Genomic DNA, 15,593 nt, shown 5'->3' with positions numbered 1-15,593 from the left:
CGCCCCTGGGACCCGCTTTTGTCCGCGGGTGGTGGTCGCTTGTCGCGCAGTTCCCCGCGCCCCTGGGACCCGTTTTCGTCTGCGGGTGGTGGTCGCTTGTCGCGCAGTTCCCCGCGCCCCTGGAACCCGCTTTTGTCCGCGGGCGGTGGTCGCCTCTCGCGCAGTTCCCCGCGCCCCTGGCGGGGCTGGTGTGTGCGGCGTTGCCAGCTGCGGCCGGGAAGCGACCACGGCCCGCAGGCATGGGCGGGTTGAGGGGCGCGGGGAACTGCGCGAGCAACCGTGCGCGGCCCGCACTCGATGGACGGGCCCTTCAGGGGCGCGGGGAACTGCGCAAAAAGCGAGCACGGCCCGCACCCGCCCCACCCGGCGCACCCCGCACCCCACCACCCCGGCGCCCCCCGCACCCATTCCGCAACCCCCCCGGGGAAGCCCCCCCCCGCATAAGCGGAAAGGCACACGAAAGGGGCCCGGGGTTCAAGAACCCCGGGCCCCTTGGCCGTACCGCGAAGACCTACGGCAGCTGCGCGGCCCGCGCCTCACGCCGGTTCCCCCGGAACGTATTGACCCGGCGGGCCGTCGCGAAGAGCGGAATCGTCGCCGCCAGGACGATCTGCAGCGCGCAACCGGTCTGGAGCAGCATCTGACCGCCCGGGGCGTCGAACGCCCAGGCCGCGAGCAACCCCATCGCCCCGATGATCCAGCTGAGCATCGCCACCGCGAGGACACCCCGCGGCTTCGGGTACTCGACCCGGCTCACCATCAGCCAGGCGACTCCTATGACGGCGAGCAGCGTCGGCACGAAGGGAAGCTCCAGCAGGACGATCGAGACGACCGTGAGCGCGCCGAACGGGCTCGGCATGCCCTGGAACATGCCGTCCTTCATCGTCACGCAGCTGAACCGCGCGAGTCTGAGCACCACCGCCAGCAGCACCGTGATCGCGGCGACCGCGGCAACCCGCTGGTGGGCGTCGTCGGCGACCATCCCGTACACGAGCACGAAGTACGCCGGGGCGAGCCCGAAGCTGATGAGGTCCGAGAGGTTGTCCAGCTCGGCCCCCATCGGGGAGCTGCGCAGCTTGCGGGCGACCAGACCGTCACAGAGGTCGAAGATCGCCGCGAGCAGCATCAGGATCACGGCGGTCGCGGCGGAGTGCCGCGCCATGCCGGTCTCCTGGCTGCCGGAGAGGTGCGGGATGAGGATGCCGGTGGTGGTGAAGTACACCGCCATGAAGCCGCACGTGGCGTTGCCGAGCGTGAGGGTGTCCGCTATCGACAGCCTCAGTGACAGCGGCATCTCCTCGACGTCGTCCTCGGACTCCGCCTCGGGGACCCAGCCGGCCTGCGTCTCGGGATCAATCACGGTCAATTCGAGTCACCCCCGCCGTGGTCGCCTGACCGACCTCGACCGCGACCTCGACACCCTCGGGGAGGTAGATGTCGACCCGCGAGCCGAAGCGGATGAGGCCGATGCGCTCGCCCTGCTCCACCTTGGTGCCCTGGGGGACGTACGGCACGATGCGGCGCGCGACCGCGCCCGCGATCTGCACCATCTCGATGTCGCCGAGCTCGGTGTCGAAGTGCCAGACAACGCGCTCGTTGTTCTCGCTCTCCTTGTTGAACGCCGGAACGAAACCACCGGGGATGTGCTCCACGGACGTCACCGTGCCCGCGAGGGGCGCGCGGTTGACGTGGACGTTCAGCGGGCTCATGAAGATCGCGACGCGGGTCCGTCCGTCCTTCCACGGCATGATGCTCTGCACCACGCCGTCGGCGGGGGAGATGACCCGCCCCTGCGTGATCTCACGCTCGGGGTCGCGGAAGAACCACAGCATGCCCGCCGCCAGTGCGGTGGTGGGCACGGCTACGATCGCGGCGCCCTTGGAGCGGCGCGAGCGGGCCAGGCTGAGGGCTGCGGTGGCGACGGTCGGCAGAAGCCACGGCGATGCTCCGCGAGCAAGGCGTCCCTGGAGGAAGCCGTCGCGTGATGCAGAGGTTTGGCTGTGGGGCATGGATGACCTTCGTAGCGGATGATGCCGCGCTGGCAACGGGGGACGGCGGCAGGTTTACCGGCGATGGTATCGGTTGCGAGCCGCAACTGGGCAAGCCAGAAGCCGAGTCGGCGGCCGGAAGGCGATGACAGGATGTGATGTTCTTCGCGGCCAGACCGACTCAAAAGCGACAATCAACCCTGGAACCGGTACTCCTCAAGAAGTCGGCGCCCAATGATCATTTTCTGGATCTCGGCGGTACCTTCACCGATGAGCAGCATCGGCGCCTCGCGGTACAGGCGCTCGATCTCGTACTCCTTGGAGAAGCCGTAACCGCCGTGAATGCGGAACGCGTCTTCCACCACCTCCTTGCAGTACTCGGAGGCGAGGTACTTCGCCATCCCTGCTTCGAGGTCGTTTCGTTCCCCGGAGTCCTTTTTGCGTGCTGCGTTGACCATCATCGCATGGGCGGCTTCGACCTTGGTAGCCATCTCGGCGAGCTTGAACTGAATCGCCTGGTGCTGGGCGATCGGCTTGCCGAAAGTGTGCCGTTGCTGGGCATAGGAGACACCCAGCTCAAATGCACGCTGAGCGACTCCGCAGCCACGGGCCGCGACGTTGACGCGGCCGACCTCGACCCCGTCCATCATTTGGTAAAACCCTCGGCCGGTGACTCCACCGAGGACGCGATTGGCCGGAACTCGCAGATCGTCCATGACCAGTTCGGTCGTATCGACGCCCTTGTATCCCATTTTGTCGATCTTGCCGGGAATGGTCAGCCCGGGGCGGACCTCGCCGAACCCGGGCTCCTTCTCCACGAGGAAGGTCGTCATCGACTTGTGGGGGGCGGTGCCCTCCGGGTGTCCTTCGTCACTCCGGCACAGAACGGCGACCAGTGACGACGTTCCGCCATTGGTCAGCCACATCTTCTGGCCGTTCAGGACGTACTCGTCGCCGTCCTTGACACCCTTGGACGTGATCGCCGACACATCCGAGCCGAGCGCCGGCTCGGACATCGAGAACGCGCCCCGCACCTCGCCGAGCGCCATCCGCGGCAGGAACGTGTCCTTCTGCTCCTGGGTGCCGTGCTGCTTGAGCATGTACGCCACGATGAAGTGCGTGTTGATGATGCCGGACACCGACATCCAGCCACGTGCGATCTCCTCCACGCACAGCGCGTAGGTGAGCAGCGACTCCCCGAGGCCGCCGTACTCCTCCGGGATCATCAGGCCGAACAGGCCCAACTCCTTGAGCCCCTCGACGATCCGCGTCGGATACTCGTCCTTGTGCTCCAACTCCGTCGCGACCGGAATGATCTCCTTGTCGACGAAGTCCCGCACGGTGGACAGGATTTCGCGCTGGACATCACTCAGACCGGCGGTCTGCGCGAGACGGGCCATCTCAGTTCTCCCGAAGTTCCGGGCGGCCGGGCTGCTCGCCGCCGCGCTCCTTGATGTACGTCTCGGTCGGCACCATCACCTTGCGGCGGAAGACGCAGACCAGGGTGCCGTCCTGCTTGTAGCCCTTGGTCTCGACGTACACGATGCCGCGGTCGCTCTTCGACTTCGACGGCGTCTTGTCCAGCACGGTCGTCTCGCCGTAGATCGTGTCGCCGTGGAAGGTCGGCGCCACGTGCTTGAGCGACTCGACCTCCAGGTTGGCGATCGCCTTGCCCGAGACGTCCGGCACGCTCATGCCGAGCAGGAGCGAGTAGATGTAGTTGCCGACGACCACGTTCTTGCCGAAGTCGGTCGTCTTCTCCGCATAGTTGGTGTCCATGTGGAGCGGATGGTGGTTCATGGTGAGCAGACAGAAGAGGTGGTCGTCGTACTCCGTGACCGTCTTTCCGGGCCAGTGCTTGTAGACGGCGCCGACTTCGAACTCTTCATAGGTACGGCCGAACTGCATGGTGCTCACGCCTCCGGGGCTTCGAACGTCGTGGTGCGCTTCATGCCGGCGGCCCGGCCCTTGCCCGAGATGACCAGGGCCATCTTGCGGCTGGCCTCGTCGATCATCTCGTCGCCGAGCATCGCCGAACCCTTCTTGCCGCCCGCCTCGGAGGTGCACCACTCATAGGCGTCCAGGATCATCTCGGCGTGGTCGAAGTCCTCCTGCGACGGCGAGAAGATCTCGTTCGACGCCTCGACCTGACCCGGGTGCAGCACCCACTTGCCGTCGAAGCCGAGCGCCGCGGCCCGCTGGGCCACCTCGCGGTAACCGTCCACATTGCGGATCTGCAGGTAGGGGCCGTCGATCGCCTGGAGGTCGTTGGCGCGCGCCGCCATGAGGATCTTCATCAGGATGTAGTGGTAGGCGTCGGCGCCGTAACCCGGCGGCTGCTCACCCACCACCAGCGACTTCATGTTGATCGACGCCATGAAGTCGGCCGGGCCGAAGATGATCGTCTCGGTGCGGGGCGAGGCCTCGGCGATCGCGTTCACGTTGTTGAGGCCGCGCGCGTTCTCGATCTGCGCCTCGATGCCGATCTTGCCGACCTCGAAGCCCATCGTCTTCTCGATCTGCGTGAGCAGCAGGTCCAGCGCCACCACCTGGTCGGCCGTCTGCACCTTCGGCAGCATGATGCAGTCGAGGTTCTGCCCGGCGCCCTCGACGACGGTCACGACGTCCCGGTACGTCCACTCGGTCGTCCAGTCGTTCACGCGCACCACACGCGTCTTGCCCGTCCAGTCGCCCTCGTTGAGGAACTTGACGATGGTGTGCCGCGCCTCGGGCTTGGCCAGCGGGGCGCAGGCGTCCTCCAGGTCGAGGAAGACCTGGTCGGCCGGCAGACCCTGGGCCTTCTCCAGGAAGCGGGGGTTCGACCCGGGAACCGCGAGGCAGGAGCGGCGCGGGCGGAGCCGGTTGACGGGGGAGACGGGGGTGCTCATGCGGGGACCTCCAACGGGTCGAGCTTGTTCGCTTTCCGGATCTCGTCGACGATACGGCCGATGATCTCCGTGATTCCGAAGTCCTTGGGGGTGAAGACGGCGGCCACGCCCGCCCTGCGCAGTTCCTCGGCGTCCGCGGGCGGAATGATCCCGCCGGCGATCACCGGGATGTCCGCCGCGCCGGCCTCGCGCAGACGCACCAGGACGTCCGGGACGAGTTCGGCGTGCGAGCCGGACAGGATGGACAGACCCACGCAGTGCACGTCCTCGGCGAGGGCGGCGCTGACGATCTGCTCGGGGGTCAGCCGGATGCCCTGGTAGACCACCTCGAAGCCGGCGTCCCGCGCACGCACCGCGATCTGCTCGGCCCCGTTGGAGTGCCCGTCGAGCCCCGGCTTGCCGACCAGCAGGCGCAGCCGCCCCGAACCCAGGTCCTCGGCCGTGCGCGCCACCTTCTCGCGGACCAGGGCCAGGGGGGTGCCCTTCTCCGCGGTGACGGCGACCGGCGCCGAGGAGACGCCGGTGGGCGCGCGGAACTCGCCGAACACCTCGCGCAGCGCCTCGGACCACTCCCCGGTGGTGACACCCGAGCGCACGCACTCCAGGGTCGCCTCCATCAGGTTGCCCGTCCCCTTGGCGGCCTCCTTCAGCTTCTCCAGGGCCTTGCACGGCCGCGGATGGTTGAAGGGCGGCTGGTAGCGGCTGTCGCGCCAGTGCTTCAGTGCGGCCACGACCCGGGCCTCGACGGCCGGGTCCACCGTCATGATCGCGCCGTCCAGGTCCGCGGTGAGCGGGCTCGGCTCGGTCGACTCGTAGCAGTTGACGCCGACGATCTTCTCCTCGCCGGCCTCGATCCGGGCCCGGCGCTCGGCGTGCGAGGAGACGAGTTGCGACTTGAGGTAGCCCGACTCGACGGCCGCGAGCGCGCCGCCCATCTCCTGGATCCGGTCGATCTCGGCGAGGCACTCCTCGACGAGCGCGTCCACCTTGGCCTCGATGACGTGCGACCCGGCGAAGATGTCCTCGTACTCCAGCAGGTCGCTCTCGTGCGCGAGCACCTGCTGGATGCGCAGCGACCACTGCTGGTCCCAGGGCCGGGGCAGGCCCAACGCCTCGTTCCAGGCCGGGAGTTGGACCGCTCGGGCCCGCGCGTCCTTGGACAGCGTGACGGCCAGCATCTCCAGGACGATCCGCTGGACGTTGTTCTCCGGCTGTGCCTCGGTCAGACCGAGCGAGTTGACCTGCACGCCGTAGCGGAAGCGCCGCTGCTTGGCGTCCTCGATTCCGTACCGCTCCCGGGTGATCGTGTCCCAGATACGGCCGAAGGCGCGCATCTTGCACATCTCCTCGATGAAGCGGACGCCCGCGTTCACGAAGAACGAGATGCGGGCGACCACATCGCCCTTGCGGTCCTCGGGGATCTGGCCCGACGCGAACACCGAGTCGAGCACGGCGATCGCGGTCGACATCGCGTACGCGATCTCCTGGACCGGGGTGGCCCCCGCCTCCTGGAGGTGGTAGCTGCAGATGTTGATCGGGTTCCACTTGGGGATGTTGTTCACGGTGTAACAGATCATGTCCGTCGTCAGCCGCAGTGACGGCCCCGGCGGGAAGACGTGCGTCCCGCGCGAGAGGTACTCCTTGACGATGTCGTTCTGGGTGGTGCCCTGGAGCTTGGTGATGTCCGCACCCTGCTCCTCGGCGACCACCTGGTACATGGCGAGCAGCCACATCGCGGTGGCGTTGATCGTCATCGAGGTGTTCATCTGTTCCAGGGGGATGTCCTGGAACAGCCGCCTCATGTCACCGAGATGGGACACCGGGACCCCGACCCGGCCCACCTCGCCGCGGGCGAGGATGTGGTCGGGGTCGTATCCGGTCTGCGTCGGAAGGTCGAACGCGACCGACAGACCCGTCTGGCCCTTGGCCAGGTTGTTGCGGTAGAGCTCGTTGGACGCCTCCGCGGTCGAGTGACCCGCGTACGTCCGCATGAGCCACGGCCGATCCTTCTGACGCTCCGTCATGAATGCTCCCGGCCTCAGATGTTGCGGAAGCGGTTGATGGCGTCGAGGTGCTTCTCGCGCAGCTCGGGGTCGCTGACGCCGAGGCCCTCGCGGGGGGAGAGGGCGAGCACGCCGACCTTGCCCTGGTGCAGGTTGCGGTGCACGTCGTAGGCGGCCTGGCCGGTGTCCTCCAGGGAGTACACCTTGGACAGGGTCGGGTGGATCTTGCCCTTGGCCACCAGGCGGTTGGCCTCCCACGCCTCGCGGTAGTTGGCGAAGTGCGAGCCGATGATGCGCTTCAGGGACATCCACAGGTAGCGGTTGTCGTACTCGTGCATGTAGCCCGAGGTCGAGGCGCAGGTGGTGATGGTGCCGCCCTTGCGCGTGACGTAGACGCTCGCGCCGAAGGTCTCGCGGCCCGGGTGCTCGAAGACGATGTCGATGTCCTCGCCGCCGGTGAACTCGCGGATGCGCTTGCCGAAGCGCTTCCACTCCTTGGGATCCTGGGTCTGCTCGTCCTTCCAGAACTTGTAGCCCTCGGCGTTGCGGTCGATGACCGCCTCGGCGCCCATGGCCCGGCAGATGTCCGCCTTCTCGGGGCTGGAGACGACGCAGATCGGGTTGGCGCCGCCGGCGAGCGCGAACTGCGTGGCGTAGGAGCCGAGTCCGCCGCTCGCGCCCCAGATCAGGACGTTGTCGCCCTGCTTCATGCCGGCGCCGTTGCGGGAGACCAGCTGCCGGTAGGCGGTCGAGTTGACCAGGCCCGGGGCGGCGGCCTCCTCCCAGCTCAAGTGCCGCGGCTTGGGCATGAGTTGGTTGGACTTGACGAGCGCGATCTCGGCGAGGCCGCCGAAGTTGGTCTCGAAGCCCCAGATGCGCTGCTCGGGGTCGAGCATCGTGTCGTTGTGGCCGTCGGAGCTCTCCAGCTCGACCGACAGGCAGTGCGCGACGACCTCGTCGCCCGGCTGCCAGGCGTTGACGCCGGGGCCGGTGCGCAGCACGACGCCCGCGAGGTCCGAACCGATGATGTGGTACGGCAGGTCGTGGCGCTTGGTGAGCTCGCTGAGCCGGCCGTAGCGCTCCAGGAAGCTGAAGGTGGAGACCGGCTCGAAGATCGAGGTCCAGACCGAGTTGTAGTTGACCGAGGAGGCCATGACGGCCACCAGGGCCTCGCCCGGGCCGAGTTCGGGGATCGCCACCTCGTCCAGGTGGATCGACTTGCGGGGGTCCTTGTCGCGGGTGCTGAGCCCGGCGAACATCTCCACCTCGTCCTTGTGCACGGTGATCGCGCGGTACGAGTCGGGGAGCGGCAGAGCGGCGAAGTCGGCGGAGGTGGACTCCGGCGACTGGATCGCGTCCAGGATTTCCTTCACGGTGTTGCCTCCGTCGAAGCGCCCGTGGCGGGCGTTGAGGGTCTTCGGGGGTGGTGCTTGTGGAGGTGTGCCGTCGGTTCGGCGGTGTGGTGCGAGTACGGCAGCGCCGGTGGGCGCGGGAGGTTGCCTGTGACGCAGGCGTCCGGGCCACCCGCCTGGGACGGCGGGTGCGGGACAGCCGGCGTACGGGGTTGCTCCGTGCGCCGACCGCCCGGACAACATCAACGTATGGCACCCCGTGCCAGGCCGCAAGACACTGCGTGCCAAGACTTTGTCTCAGGTGAAAAATGGGCCGCGCAGATGAGCGATGATCGATCGTTGCAGGTCAGCGGGGTGCCGGAAACGCGAACGGCCGCACCCCCCGACGAGGGGTGCGGCCGGCGGGCCCGCTGGACGGGTGCTATCTGGTCTTGAGGGCCTGCTTGATCGACTGCATGATCTCCTCCAGCGGGGCGTCCGTGCGGGCGACCGCCACCAGCACCTCGTCACCGGCCGAGACCGAGGCCGCGGGCCGGCGGGGTTCGGCCGTGCGGCCCGCTCCTATGCCGGAGCCGAAGGTCTCCCGCACGATCGCGAAGGCGCGGTCGAGCTGGGTCTCCACATCGCCCTGGCCCCCGGCCCGCAGCCAGCGGCGCAGGACGTGGTTGTGGGCGGTGACCACCGCGGAGGCGGCCACCTCCGCGAGCAGCGGGTCGTCGTTCCCCGGCTGGTGGTCGTGCTCGTCGAAGTGGCCGAGCAGATAGCGGGTGAACAGGCGCTCGTAACGGGCGACCGAGGCGATCTCCGCCTCGCGCAGCGTCGGCACCTCGCGGGTCAGCTTGTAGCGGGCCACGGAGACCGCGGGGGAGCCCGCGTACATCTTCATGACCTCCTTGATGCCCCGGCACACCGTGTCGAGGGGATGCTCGTGGGGAGGCGCCGCGTTCAGGACCGCCTCGGCGCGCACCAGGGTGTCGTCGTGGTCGGGGAAGATCGCCTCTTCCTTGGAGCGGAAGTGGCGGAAGAAGGTGCGCCGGGCGACGCCCGCCCGGGCCGCGATCTCGTCGACCGTGGTGGCCTCGTACCCCTTCGCGGAGAACAGGTCCATGGCCGCCGCCGCGAGTTCGCGGCGCATCTTGAGCCGCTGCGCGGCCGCCCTGCTGCCGGCGGCGCTCTCCGGGGCATCGGGCACGGCGTTCGTACGGGAGGACCTGGCTGGCTGGGGCATGGAGCGAACGTACTGCATATTTGCAGGAAGCCGCGCCCACGGCGGCGGGCTGCCCTCGGGTTCGAGCAGCCCGCCCCACCCCGCGTCCGGCTCAGCGCCGGGCATACTCGCGGAATCCGCGGCCCGTCTTGCGGCCCAGGCAGCCCGCCGCGACGAGGTGTTCGAGCAGCGGCGCCGGGGCCAGGCCCGGGTCGCGGAACTCGGCGTGCAGCACCTTCTCGATGGCCAGCGAGACGTCGAGGCCCACCACGTCGAGCAGTTCGAAGGGGCCCATCGGGTAGCCGCCGCCCAGCTTCATCGCGGCGTCGATGTCGTCGAGCGTCGCGTAGTGCTCCTGCACCATCTTGATCGCGTTGTTGAGGTACGGGAAGAGCAGCGCGTTGACGATGAACCCGGCGCGGTCGCCGCAGTCCACCGGGTGCTTGCGGATCTTCGCGGTGACCTCGCGGACGGTGGCGTGCACCTCGTCGGAGGTGAGGACGGTGCGGACCACCTCGACGAGCTTCATCGCCGGAGCCGGGTTGAAGAAGTGCATCCCGATGACGTCCTGCGGGCGCGAGGTGGCCCGGGCGCAGGCGACGACCGGCAGCGAGGAGGTGGTGGTGGCCAGGATCGCGCCCTGCTTGCAGACCTTGTCGAAGGACGAGAAGAGCTGCTGCTTGACCGCCAGGTCCTCGGCGACCGCCTCCACGGCCAGGTCCACCTCGGCGAAGGCTTCGAGGGCGCCCGCCGCCGTGATGCGGTTCAGCGTCTCCTCGCGCGCCTCGGCGGTGATCCGGCCCTTGTCGACCGAGCGCGCAAGCGACTTGGCGATACGGGACTTGGCGGTCTCCGCCTTCTCCAGGCTGCGCGCGGCGAGCACCACCTGGTACCCGGCCTTGGCGAAGACCTCCGCGATGCCGGAGGCCATGGTGCCCGAACCGGCCACGCCGACCGAGCGGATCTCCCGGCCGCCGCCCGCGCCCGCGATCGCGTCCGGGGTCAGGGCGTCGGCCACCACGACCGAGCTGCCCTCGCCCTCGTAGGTGTAGAAGCCGCGGCCCCGCTTGCGTCCGGTGAGGCCCGCCTCGGTGAGCTGGCCGAGGATCGGGGCGGGCGCGTGCAGACGGTCCTGCGAAGAGGCGTACATGGCCTCCAGAACCGTCCGCGCGGTGTCGATGCCGATCAGGTCGAGCAGTTCCAGCGGGCCCATGGGCAGGCCGCAGCCCAGCTTCATCGCGGCGTCGATGTCCTCGCGCGAGGCGTACTTGGACTCGTACATCGCGGCGGCCTGGTTGAGGTAGCCGAACAGCAGCCCGTCGGCGACGAAACCGGGGCGGTCGCCGACCGCCACCGGCTCCTTGCCGAGGTCGAGGGCGAGCGCGGTGACCGCGTCCACGGCCGGGGGAGCGGTCAGCACCGACGAGACGATCTCGACGAGCTTCATGGCCGGCGCCGGGTTGAAGAAGTGCATCCCGAGGACGCGCTCGGGGTGTGCGGAGTCGGCCGCGAGCCGGGTCACCGACAGGGCGTTGGTGCCGGTCGCCAGGATCGCGGTGGGCGCGACGATGGCGTCCAGGGCGTGGAAGACCTGCTGCTTGAGCTCGTACGACTCGGGCACGACCTCGATGACGAGCTCGGCCTCGGCCGCGGCCTGGAGGTCGGTGAAGGTACGGAACCGGGCGAGGATGTCGCCGCGCTCCTGCGGGGTGATCCGCTCACGGGCCACCGCACGGGCCGTGGAGGCCTCCAGGGCGGCCACGGCCTGGCGGCCGGCGCGCTCGCTGATGTCGATGCCGATGACCTCGCGGCCGGCGCGGGCCAGGATCTCGGCGATACCGGTGCCCATCGTGCCGAGACCGACCACGGCGACAGTGTTCAGGGGGACGTCCATCACGGGACTCCAGGGATGAGTGACGACTGAGAGAGGGCGCACGCGACCGGCATCGGGCATCGAGGATGCGCTCGGATACGCCGACAGGCGCACGGCGTGCGGGAGTTGGTGTCGTGGTGCAAGGGGCCGACGGCCCTGTCCCGGGGCACGTCGTACAGAACTGCCGAACCGACGATCACTCGCGGTGGCTGCGTCACCAGGCCACCGGAGTCGCGGGGGTTACCCGCTCACCTGAGGTTAACCGGCGAGTAACGAGCGCGCCAGACCTGGCTCCCACCGACTCCGTGTGATCTGGCTCGCGCCCGCGTGATCCGGCGCGTCCGGCCGATCCGGCACGCGTCCGCCGCGGAGCGCTCCGCGCCCGGGCCCCCGGGGCGCCTCGCCGCTGCTGCCGGCCCGGCCCGGGCCAGGGGTGCGGTCAGCCCGGGACGTGGGGCGTCTCCCCGGCGGCCCTCAGCTCGTCCGCGGCCCGCTCCGCCCAGGGCTGTGCCCCGATCCGTTCGAAGGCGAGCCGCGCCGAGCGCAGCAGCGGGCGCGCCTCGGCGGTCCTGCGCTGCGCGCGCAGCCAGCGGCCGTACGCGAACTCCGCGCGGGCCCGCGGCCACGGCCAGCGCGCCAGGTTGTCGGCGAGGGCCCGCCGGAACAGGGTCTCCGCCTCCACGTCGTCGGCCAGCACCGCCGCCGCGTACCGCAGGTGGATCCGCAGCAGGGGCGCCGGGGACCCCGCGGTGCGGCGCGCGAGAGAGCCGGCCACCGCCGCGGCCTCGGCCCGCCGCCGCGCGGGCAGCGCCGCGTCGGCGAGGAAAGCGATCGCGGCGAAGCCCTCCCGGCAGGGCCAACCTCCGTCCGGGGCCGCCGCGTCGTCCGCTCCGCAGGCGGCGGGACCGGCGCCGTCGTCCGCCGGGAACAGCCCGCGCAGCAGTGCGTACGCCTCACCGGACCGGCCGGCCGCGCAGGCCGCGATGCCGCGCGCCAGACGCAGCCGCGCGGCGGTCGCGGTGGTTCCGGAGGTCTCGGCGGGCCGGTCCGGGCAGGCGTCCTCGGCGCGCTCGGCCAGGCGCAGCGCGGCCGTGCCGTCACCGCGCAGGGCCGCCGCCTGTGCCTCGGTCGCCAGTGCCTCCGCGGTCTGCGCGGGCCGCCCCCAGGTGGCGGAGATCCTGCGGCCGTCCTCGACGGCCAGCGCCGCACGGTGCCAGTCGCCCAGGTCGAGCAGGGCCTGCGACTGCGCCGCGAGGGCCCACCGGAGCGGGCCGAGGCGGCCCTGGTCGTGCGCCAGCGACTGCGCCCGGTCGAGATGGTCCACCGCGAGCGCCGGGTCTCCCACCGCCTGGGCCGCCATCCCGAGCAGCAGCAGCCCCTCGGGGTCGCTCACGGACTGGACGCCGGCCCGGCCCAACTGGCCGAGAACCAAGGTCCCTTGACGCACCGGCTGGGCCAGCGCGAGGGCGGCGAGCCGGCGCGGATCCCCGTCCCGCGCCGCCTGTTCCGTCGGGGCGGCCAGGGCCGCGACGCGCTCACGTGTCGCGGCCCCGGCCCCGGTCCGCCGGCCGCGCAGCGCGGCGGCGAGGAGGAGGTCGAGCGCGAGCGAGGGGTCCTCGCATTGGGCGGCCCGCCCGGCGAGGGCGTCCGGGGTGAAGGGCGCGCCGGCACCCGCCCGCGCCGCGTTCCCGAGGGGCGGGCCGATGGCGGCGCCGGGACCAGGGCCGGGGCCGGATCCGGGCGCCGGGCCGTCGTCGCAGATCTCCGTCAGCCAGTCCACCAGGCCGCGCCCGCGCCCGTCCCGGTGGCCGGACGACCGGGGGTGGACGGGTCGGTCCTCCCGCGCCGGGGCTCGCTTGGGCTCCATGGATGACTCCTTGCCCGTGGCATCTTCCCGGCGGACACCGGGATCCGATCATCCTTGGGGTGCCAACGGCCTTGCGCCACTAGGCTTTTGGACATGGATGAGGAGTTCCGGTCCCTCCTGGACCGGGTGCGGGGCGAGAGCGGCGCGTCACCGGCGTACGAGCGGCTGGCCGCCACCGCCGACCACGGTGAACTGGCGGCGGTGCTCACCGAACCCGAACGCCCGCTGTGGGCGCGGGAGATCGCCGCCTTCCGGCTCGGCGTGGCGGGGGACCGACGGGCCTTCGAGTCGCTGGTCCTGCTGCTCAACCACCGCGACCCCGAGCGCTGTGTGAGCGCCGCGTACGCCCTGGCCCGGCTCGGGGACCCGCGCACGGCCCGGGCCGCGGCGGCGCTCGCGACCAACGAGCTGCGCACCGCCTACGCGCTGCATCCGGTGCGCCTGCTCACCGCGCTGCGCGCCCCCGAATCCGTACCCGCCCTGATCAAGACCCTGCGCCCGCTGCTCTCACCGCACACCCCGTACTGGCGGGTCGCCGTCGCCTGCATCGAGGGCCTGGGCGAGCTCGGGGACCAGCGGGCCGCGGACGTGCTCACCGAAGCCCTGGCCCAGCCGCGCCTGGCCCGCTCGGCGGCCTGGGCCCTGCGCCGCATCCAGTCCGGCCGGGCGCGGGGCCAGGCGGGGTCATGAGGTGATCGGGGGCCGCGCCCGGCCGTCGTCCTCGGCCCCGGGTGGCCCGTCGCGGAGCGGGGCTCAGAGCAGGGTGAGCTGGGTCGCCTCCGGCTCGGGGGGCGTGGGCGCCGCCGGGATGCGCCGGGCCGCGCCGCGGTGCGCCGGACCGATGCCGAATTCGGTCGCCAGCTCGTGCACCTGTCCGGTGATCCGGCGCTGGTACCACTTCGGCGCGTACGCGCCCTCCGCGTAGAGGCGCTCGTACCGCCGCACCAGATGGGGGTGGTGCTGCCCGAGCCAGGCCATGAACCATTCCCGCGCGCCCGGCCGCAGATGGAGCACCAGGGGGGTCACCGAGGTGGCGCCGGAGGCGGCGATCGCGCGGACGGTGGCGCGCAGCTGGTCGGGGTGGTCGCCGAGGAAGGGGATCACCGGCGCCATCAGCACGCCGCAGCCGATGCCGTGCCCGGTGAGGGTGCGTACGACGTCGAGCCGGCGCTCGGGGGCCGGGGTGCCCGGCTCGACCGTGCGCCACAGCTCGCGGTCCACGAAGCCGACCGAGACCGAGATGCCGACCTCGGTCACCGCGGCGGCCTCCTTGAGCAGGTCGAGGTCGCGCAGGATGAGCGTGCCCTTGGTCAGGATGGAGAACGGGTTCGCGTGGTCGCGCAGCGCCGCGATGATGCCGGGCATCAGCTGGTACCGGCCCTCCGCGCGCTGGTAGCAGTCGACGTTGGTGCCCATCGCGATGTGCGCGCCCTGCCAGCGGCGGGAGGCCAGATGGCTGCGCAGCAGCTCCGGCGCGTTCACCTTCACCACGATCTGCGAGTCGAAGCCGAGCCCGGTGTCGAGGTCGAGATAGCTGTGCGTCTTGCGCGCGAAGCAGTAGACACAGGCGTGCGAGCAGCCGCGGTAGGGGTTGACGGTCCATTCGAACGGCATCCGCGAGGCGCCCGGCACCCGGTTGACGATCGAGCGCGCCCGGATCTCGTGGAAGGTGATCCCGCGGAACTCCGGGGTGTCGAAGGTGCGGGTGGTCACCGCGTCCGCGGCGAACAGCGCGGCCGTGCGGGCCGCCCCGGCCGGGGCGTCGTCGTCGGCGAGATTCTCCCAGCGCATGAACGCCTCCTTCGTTCCCGTGGGTGCCGTTCGGTCACGCCCACCCCTGAATAGAACACATGTTCCCTTCTTGATCGCAACCCGGATTGTGACGGCGGAGCGCGAGGTGGTTGGCTTGGCCCGCCCCCGATACCCCGGAAACACAAGTGCTGGAGGAAGTGCCATGGCGCAGGTCGAGGCCGCGACGGAGCGGATCGTCGCGGCGGATCCGGAGACCGTGTTCGACACGCTGGCCGACTACAAGGAAGGCCGCCCCAAGCTCCTGCCGGAGCACTTCAGCGAGTACGAGGTCCGCGAGGGCGGCGACGGCGAGGGCACCCTCGTCCACTGGAAGCTCCAGGCCACCAGCAAGCGGGTGCGCGACTGCCTCCTGGAGGTCACCGAGCCCACCGACGGCCAACTCGTCGAGAAGGACCGCAACTCCTCCATGGTCACCACCTGGACGGTCACCCCGGCCGGCGAGGGGCGCTCCAAGGTCGTCGTCACCAGCGTCTGGAACGGGGCCGGCGGCATCGGCGGCTTCTTCGAGAGGACCTTCGCGCCCAAGGGGCTCGGCCGCATCTACGACGCCGTGCTCGCCAAGCTGGCCGCCGAGGTCGAGAAGTAGCACCGGGCGGCACGGGA

General features: G+C 70.6%; 13 protein-coding genes. 2 read left to right on the top strand and 11 right to left on the bottom strand.

Annotated elements, in window-relative coordinates; genetic code table 11:
• Positions 1–511: 511 nt before the first annotated feature.
• The 10 genes from pssA to ACGF3I_RS08435 form a co-directional block, all read right to left on the bottom strand.
• The gene (gene pssA, locus ACGF3I_RS08480) at positions 512–1,366 is read right to left on the bottom strand and encodes a CDP-diacylglycerol--serine O-phosphatidyltransferase (protein WP_350233492.1); all 855 of its coding nucleotides are present in this window, start codon (positions 1,364–1,366) and stop codon (positions 512–514) included.
• Positions 1,353–2,009 (bottom strand): phosphatidylserine decarboxylase, encoded by a 657-nt coding sequence (locus ACGF3I_RS08475; protein WP_393129861.1) that lies wholly within the window; start codon positions 2,007–2,009, stop codon positions 1,353–1,355. The genes pssA and ACGF3I_RS08475 overlap by 14 nt, the downstream gene beginning before the upstream one ends.
• 173 nt (positions 2,010–2,182) lie before the next feature.
• On the bottom strand, positions 2,183–3,388 hold the full coding sequence (locus ACGF3I_RS08470; RefSeq protein ID WP_393129860.1) for an acyl-CoA dehydrogenase family protein: 1,206 nt from the start codon (positions 3,386–3,388) through the stop codon (positions 2,183–2,185).
• A gap of 1 nt (position 3,389) precedes the next feature.
• Positions 3,390–3,896 carry a MaoC family dehydratase gene (locus ACGF3I_RS08465; RefSeq protein WP_393130200.1) on the bottom strand — a complete coding sequence of 169 codons (507 nt, stop codon included), beginning with the start codon at positions 3,894–3,896 and terminating at the stop codon, positions 3,390–3,392.
• A 5-nt stretch (positions 3,897–3,901) separates the two neighbouring features.
• Positions 3,902–4,876 (bottom strand): HpcH/HpaI aldolase/citrate lyase family protein, encoded by a 975-nt coding sequence (locus ACGF3I_RS08460; protein ID WP_393129859.1) that lies wholly within the window; start codon positions 4,874–4,876, stop codon positions 3,902–3,904.
• Positions 4,873–6,900: a protein meaA gene (locus ACGF3I_RS08455; protein WP_393129858.1), complete on the bottom strand. Its 2,028-nt coding sequence runs from the start codon at positions 6,898–6,900 to the stop codon at positions 4,873–4,875. Before ACGF3I_RS08455 ends, ACGF3I_RS08460 begins: the two co-directional genes overlap by 4 nt.
• 14 nt (positions 6,901–6,914) lie before the next feature.
• On the bottom strand, positions 6,915–8,252 hold the full coding sequence (ccrA, locus tag ACGF3I_RS08450) for a crotonyl-CoA carboxylase/reductase (RefSeq protein WP_393129857.1): 1,338 nt from the start codon (positions 8,250–8,252) through the stop codon (positions 6,915–6,917).
• A gap of 400 nt (positions 8,253–8,652) precedes the next feature.
• Positions 8,653–9,459 (bottom strand): TetR family transcriptional regulator, encoded by an 807-nt coding sequence (locus tag ACGF3I_RS08445; protein ID WP_393129856.1) that lies wholly within the window; start codon positions 9,457–9,459, stop codon positions 8,653–8,655.
• 91 nt (positions 9,460–9,550) lie between these two features.
• Entirely contained in the window at positions 9,551–11,332 is a 1,782-nt protein-coding gene (locus tag ACGF3I_RS08440; protein ID WP_393129855.1) for a 3-hydroxyacyl-CoA dehydrogenase family protein, read from the bottom strand.
• A 418-nt stretch (positions 11,333–11,750) separates the two neighbouring features.
• Positions 11,751–13,178, bottom strand: a complete 1,428-nt coding sequence (locus tag ACGF3I_RS08435) for a hypothetical protein (protein ID WP_393129854.1) — start codon at positions 13,176–13,178, stop codon at positions 11,751–11,753.
• A gap of 93 nt (positions 13,179–13,271) precedes the next feature.
• On the opposite strand from ACGF3I_RS08435, the gene ACGF3I_RS08430 reads away from it, so the two are divergent.
• Positions 13,272–13,868, top strand: coding sequence for an adenylosuccinate lyase (locus ACGF3I_RS08430; RefSeq protein ID WP_393129853.1), 597 nt, complete (start codon positions 13,272–13,274; stop codon positions 13,866–13,868).
• 63 nt (positions 13,869–13,931) lie between these two features.
• On the opposite strand, the gene ACGF3I_RS08425 is transcribed toward ACGF3I_RS08430, so the two are convergent.
• On the bottom strand, positions 13,932–14,969 hold the full coding sequence (locus tag ACGF3I_RS08425; protein ID WP_393129852.1) for an Rv2578c family radical SAM protein: 1,038 nt from the start codon (positions 14,967–14,969) through the stop codon (positions 13,932–13,934).
• 163 nt (positions 14,970–15,132) lie between these two features.
• Between ACGF3I_RS08425 and ACGF3I_RS08420 the strand changes: the two genes are divergently transcribed.
• Positions 15,133–15,576: an SRPBCC family protein gene (locus tag ACGF3I_RS08420; RefSeq protein ID WP_393129851.1), complete on the top strand. Its 444-nt coding sequence runs from the start codon at positions 15,133–15,135 to the stop codon at positions 15,574–15,576.
• Positions 15,577–15,593 lie beyond the last annotated feature (17 nt).

Origin of the sequence: Streptomyces sp. NPDC048111 (assembly GCF_043202815.1) — a bacterium.
Taxonomy (GTDB): domain Bacteria; phylum Actinomycetota; class Actinomycetes; order Streptomycetales; family Streptomycetaceae; genus Streptomyces.
Note: the sequence above shows the minus strand (reverse complement) of the source record. Positions and strands in the feature narration are given on the sequence as shown.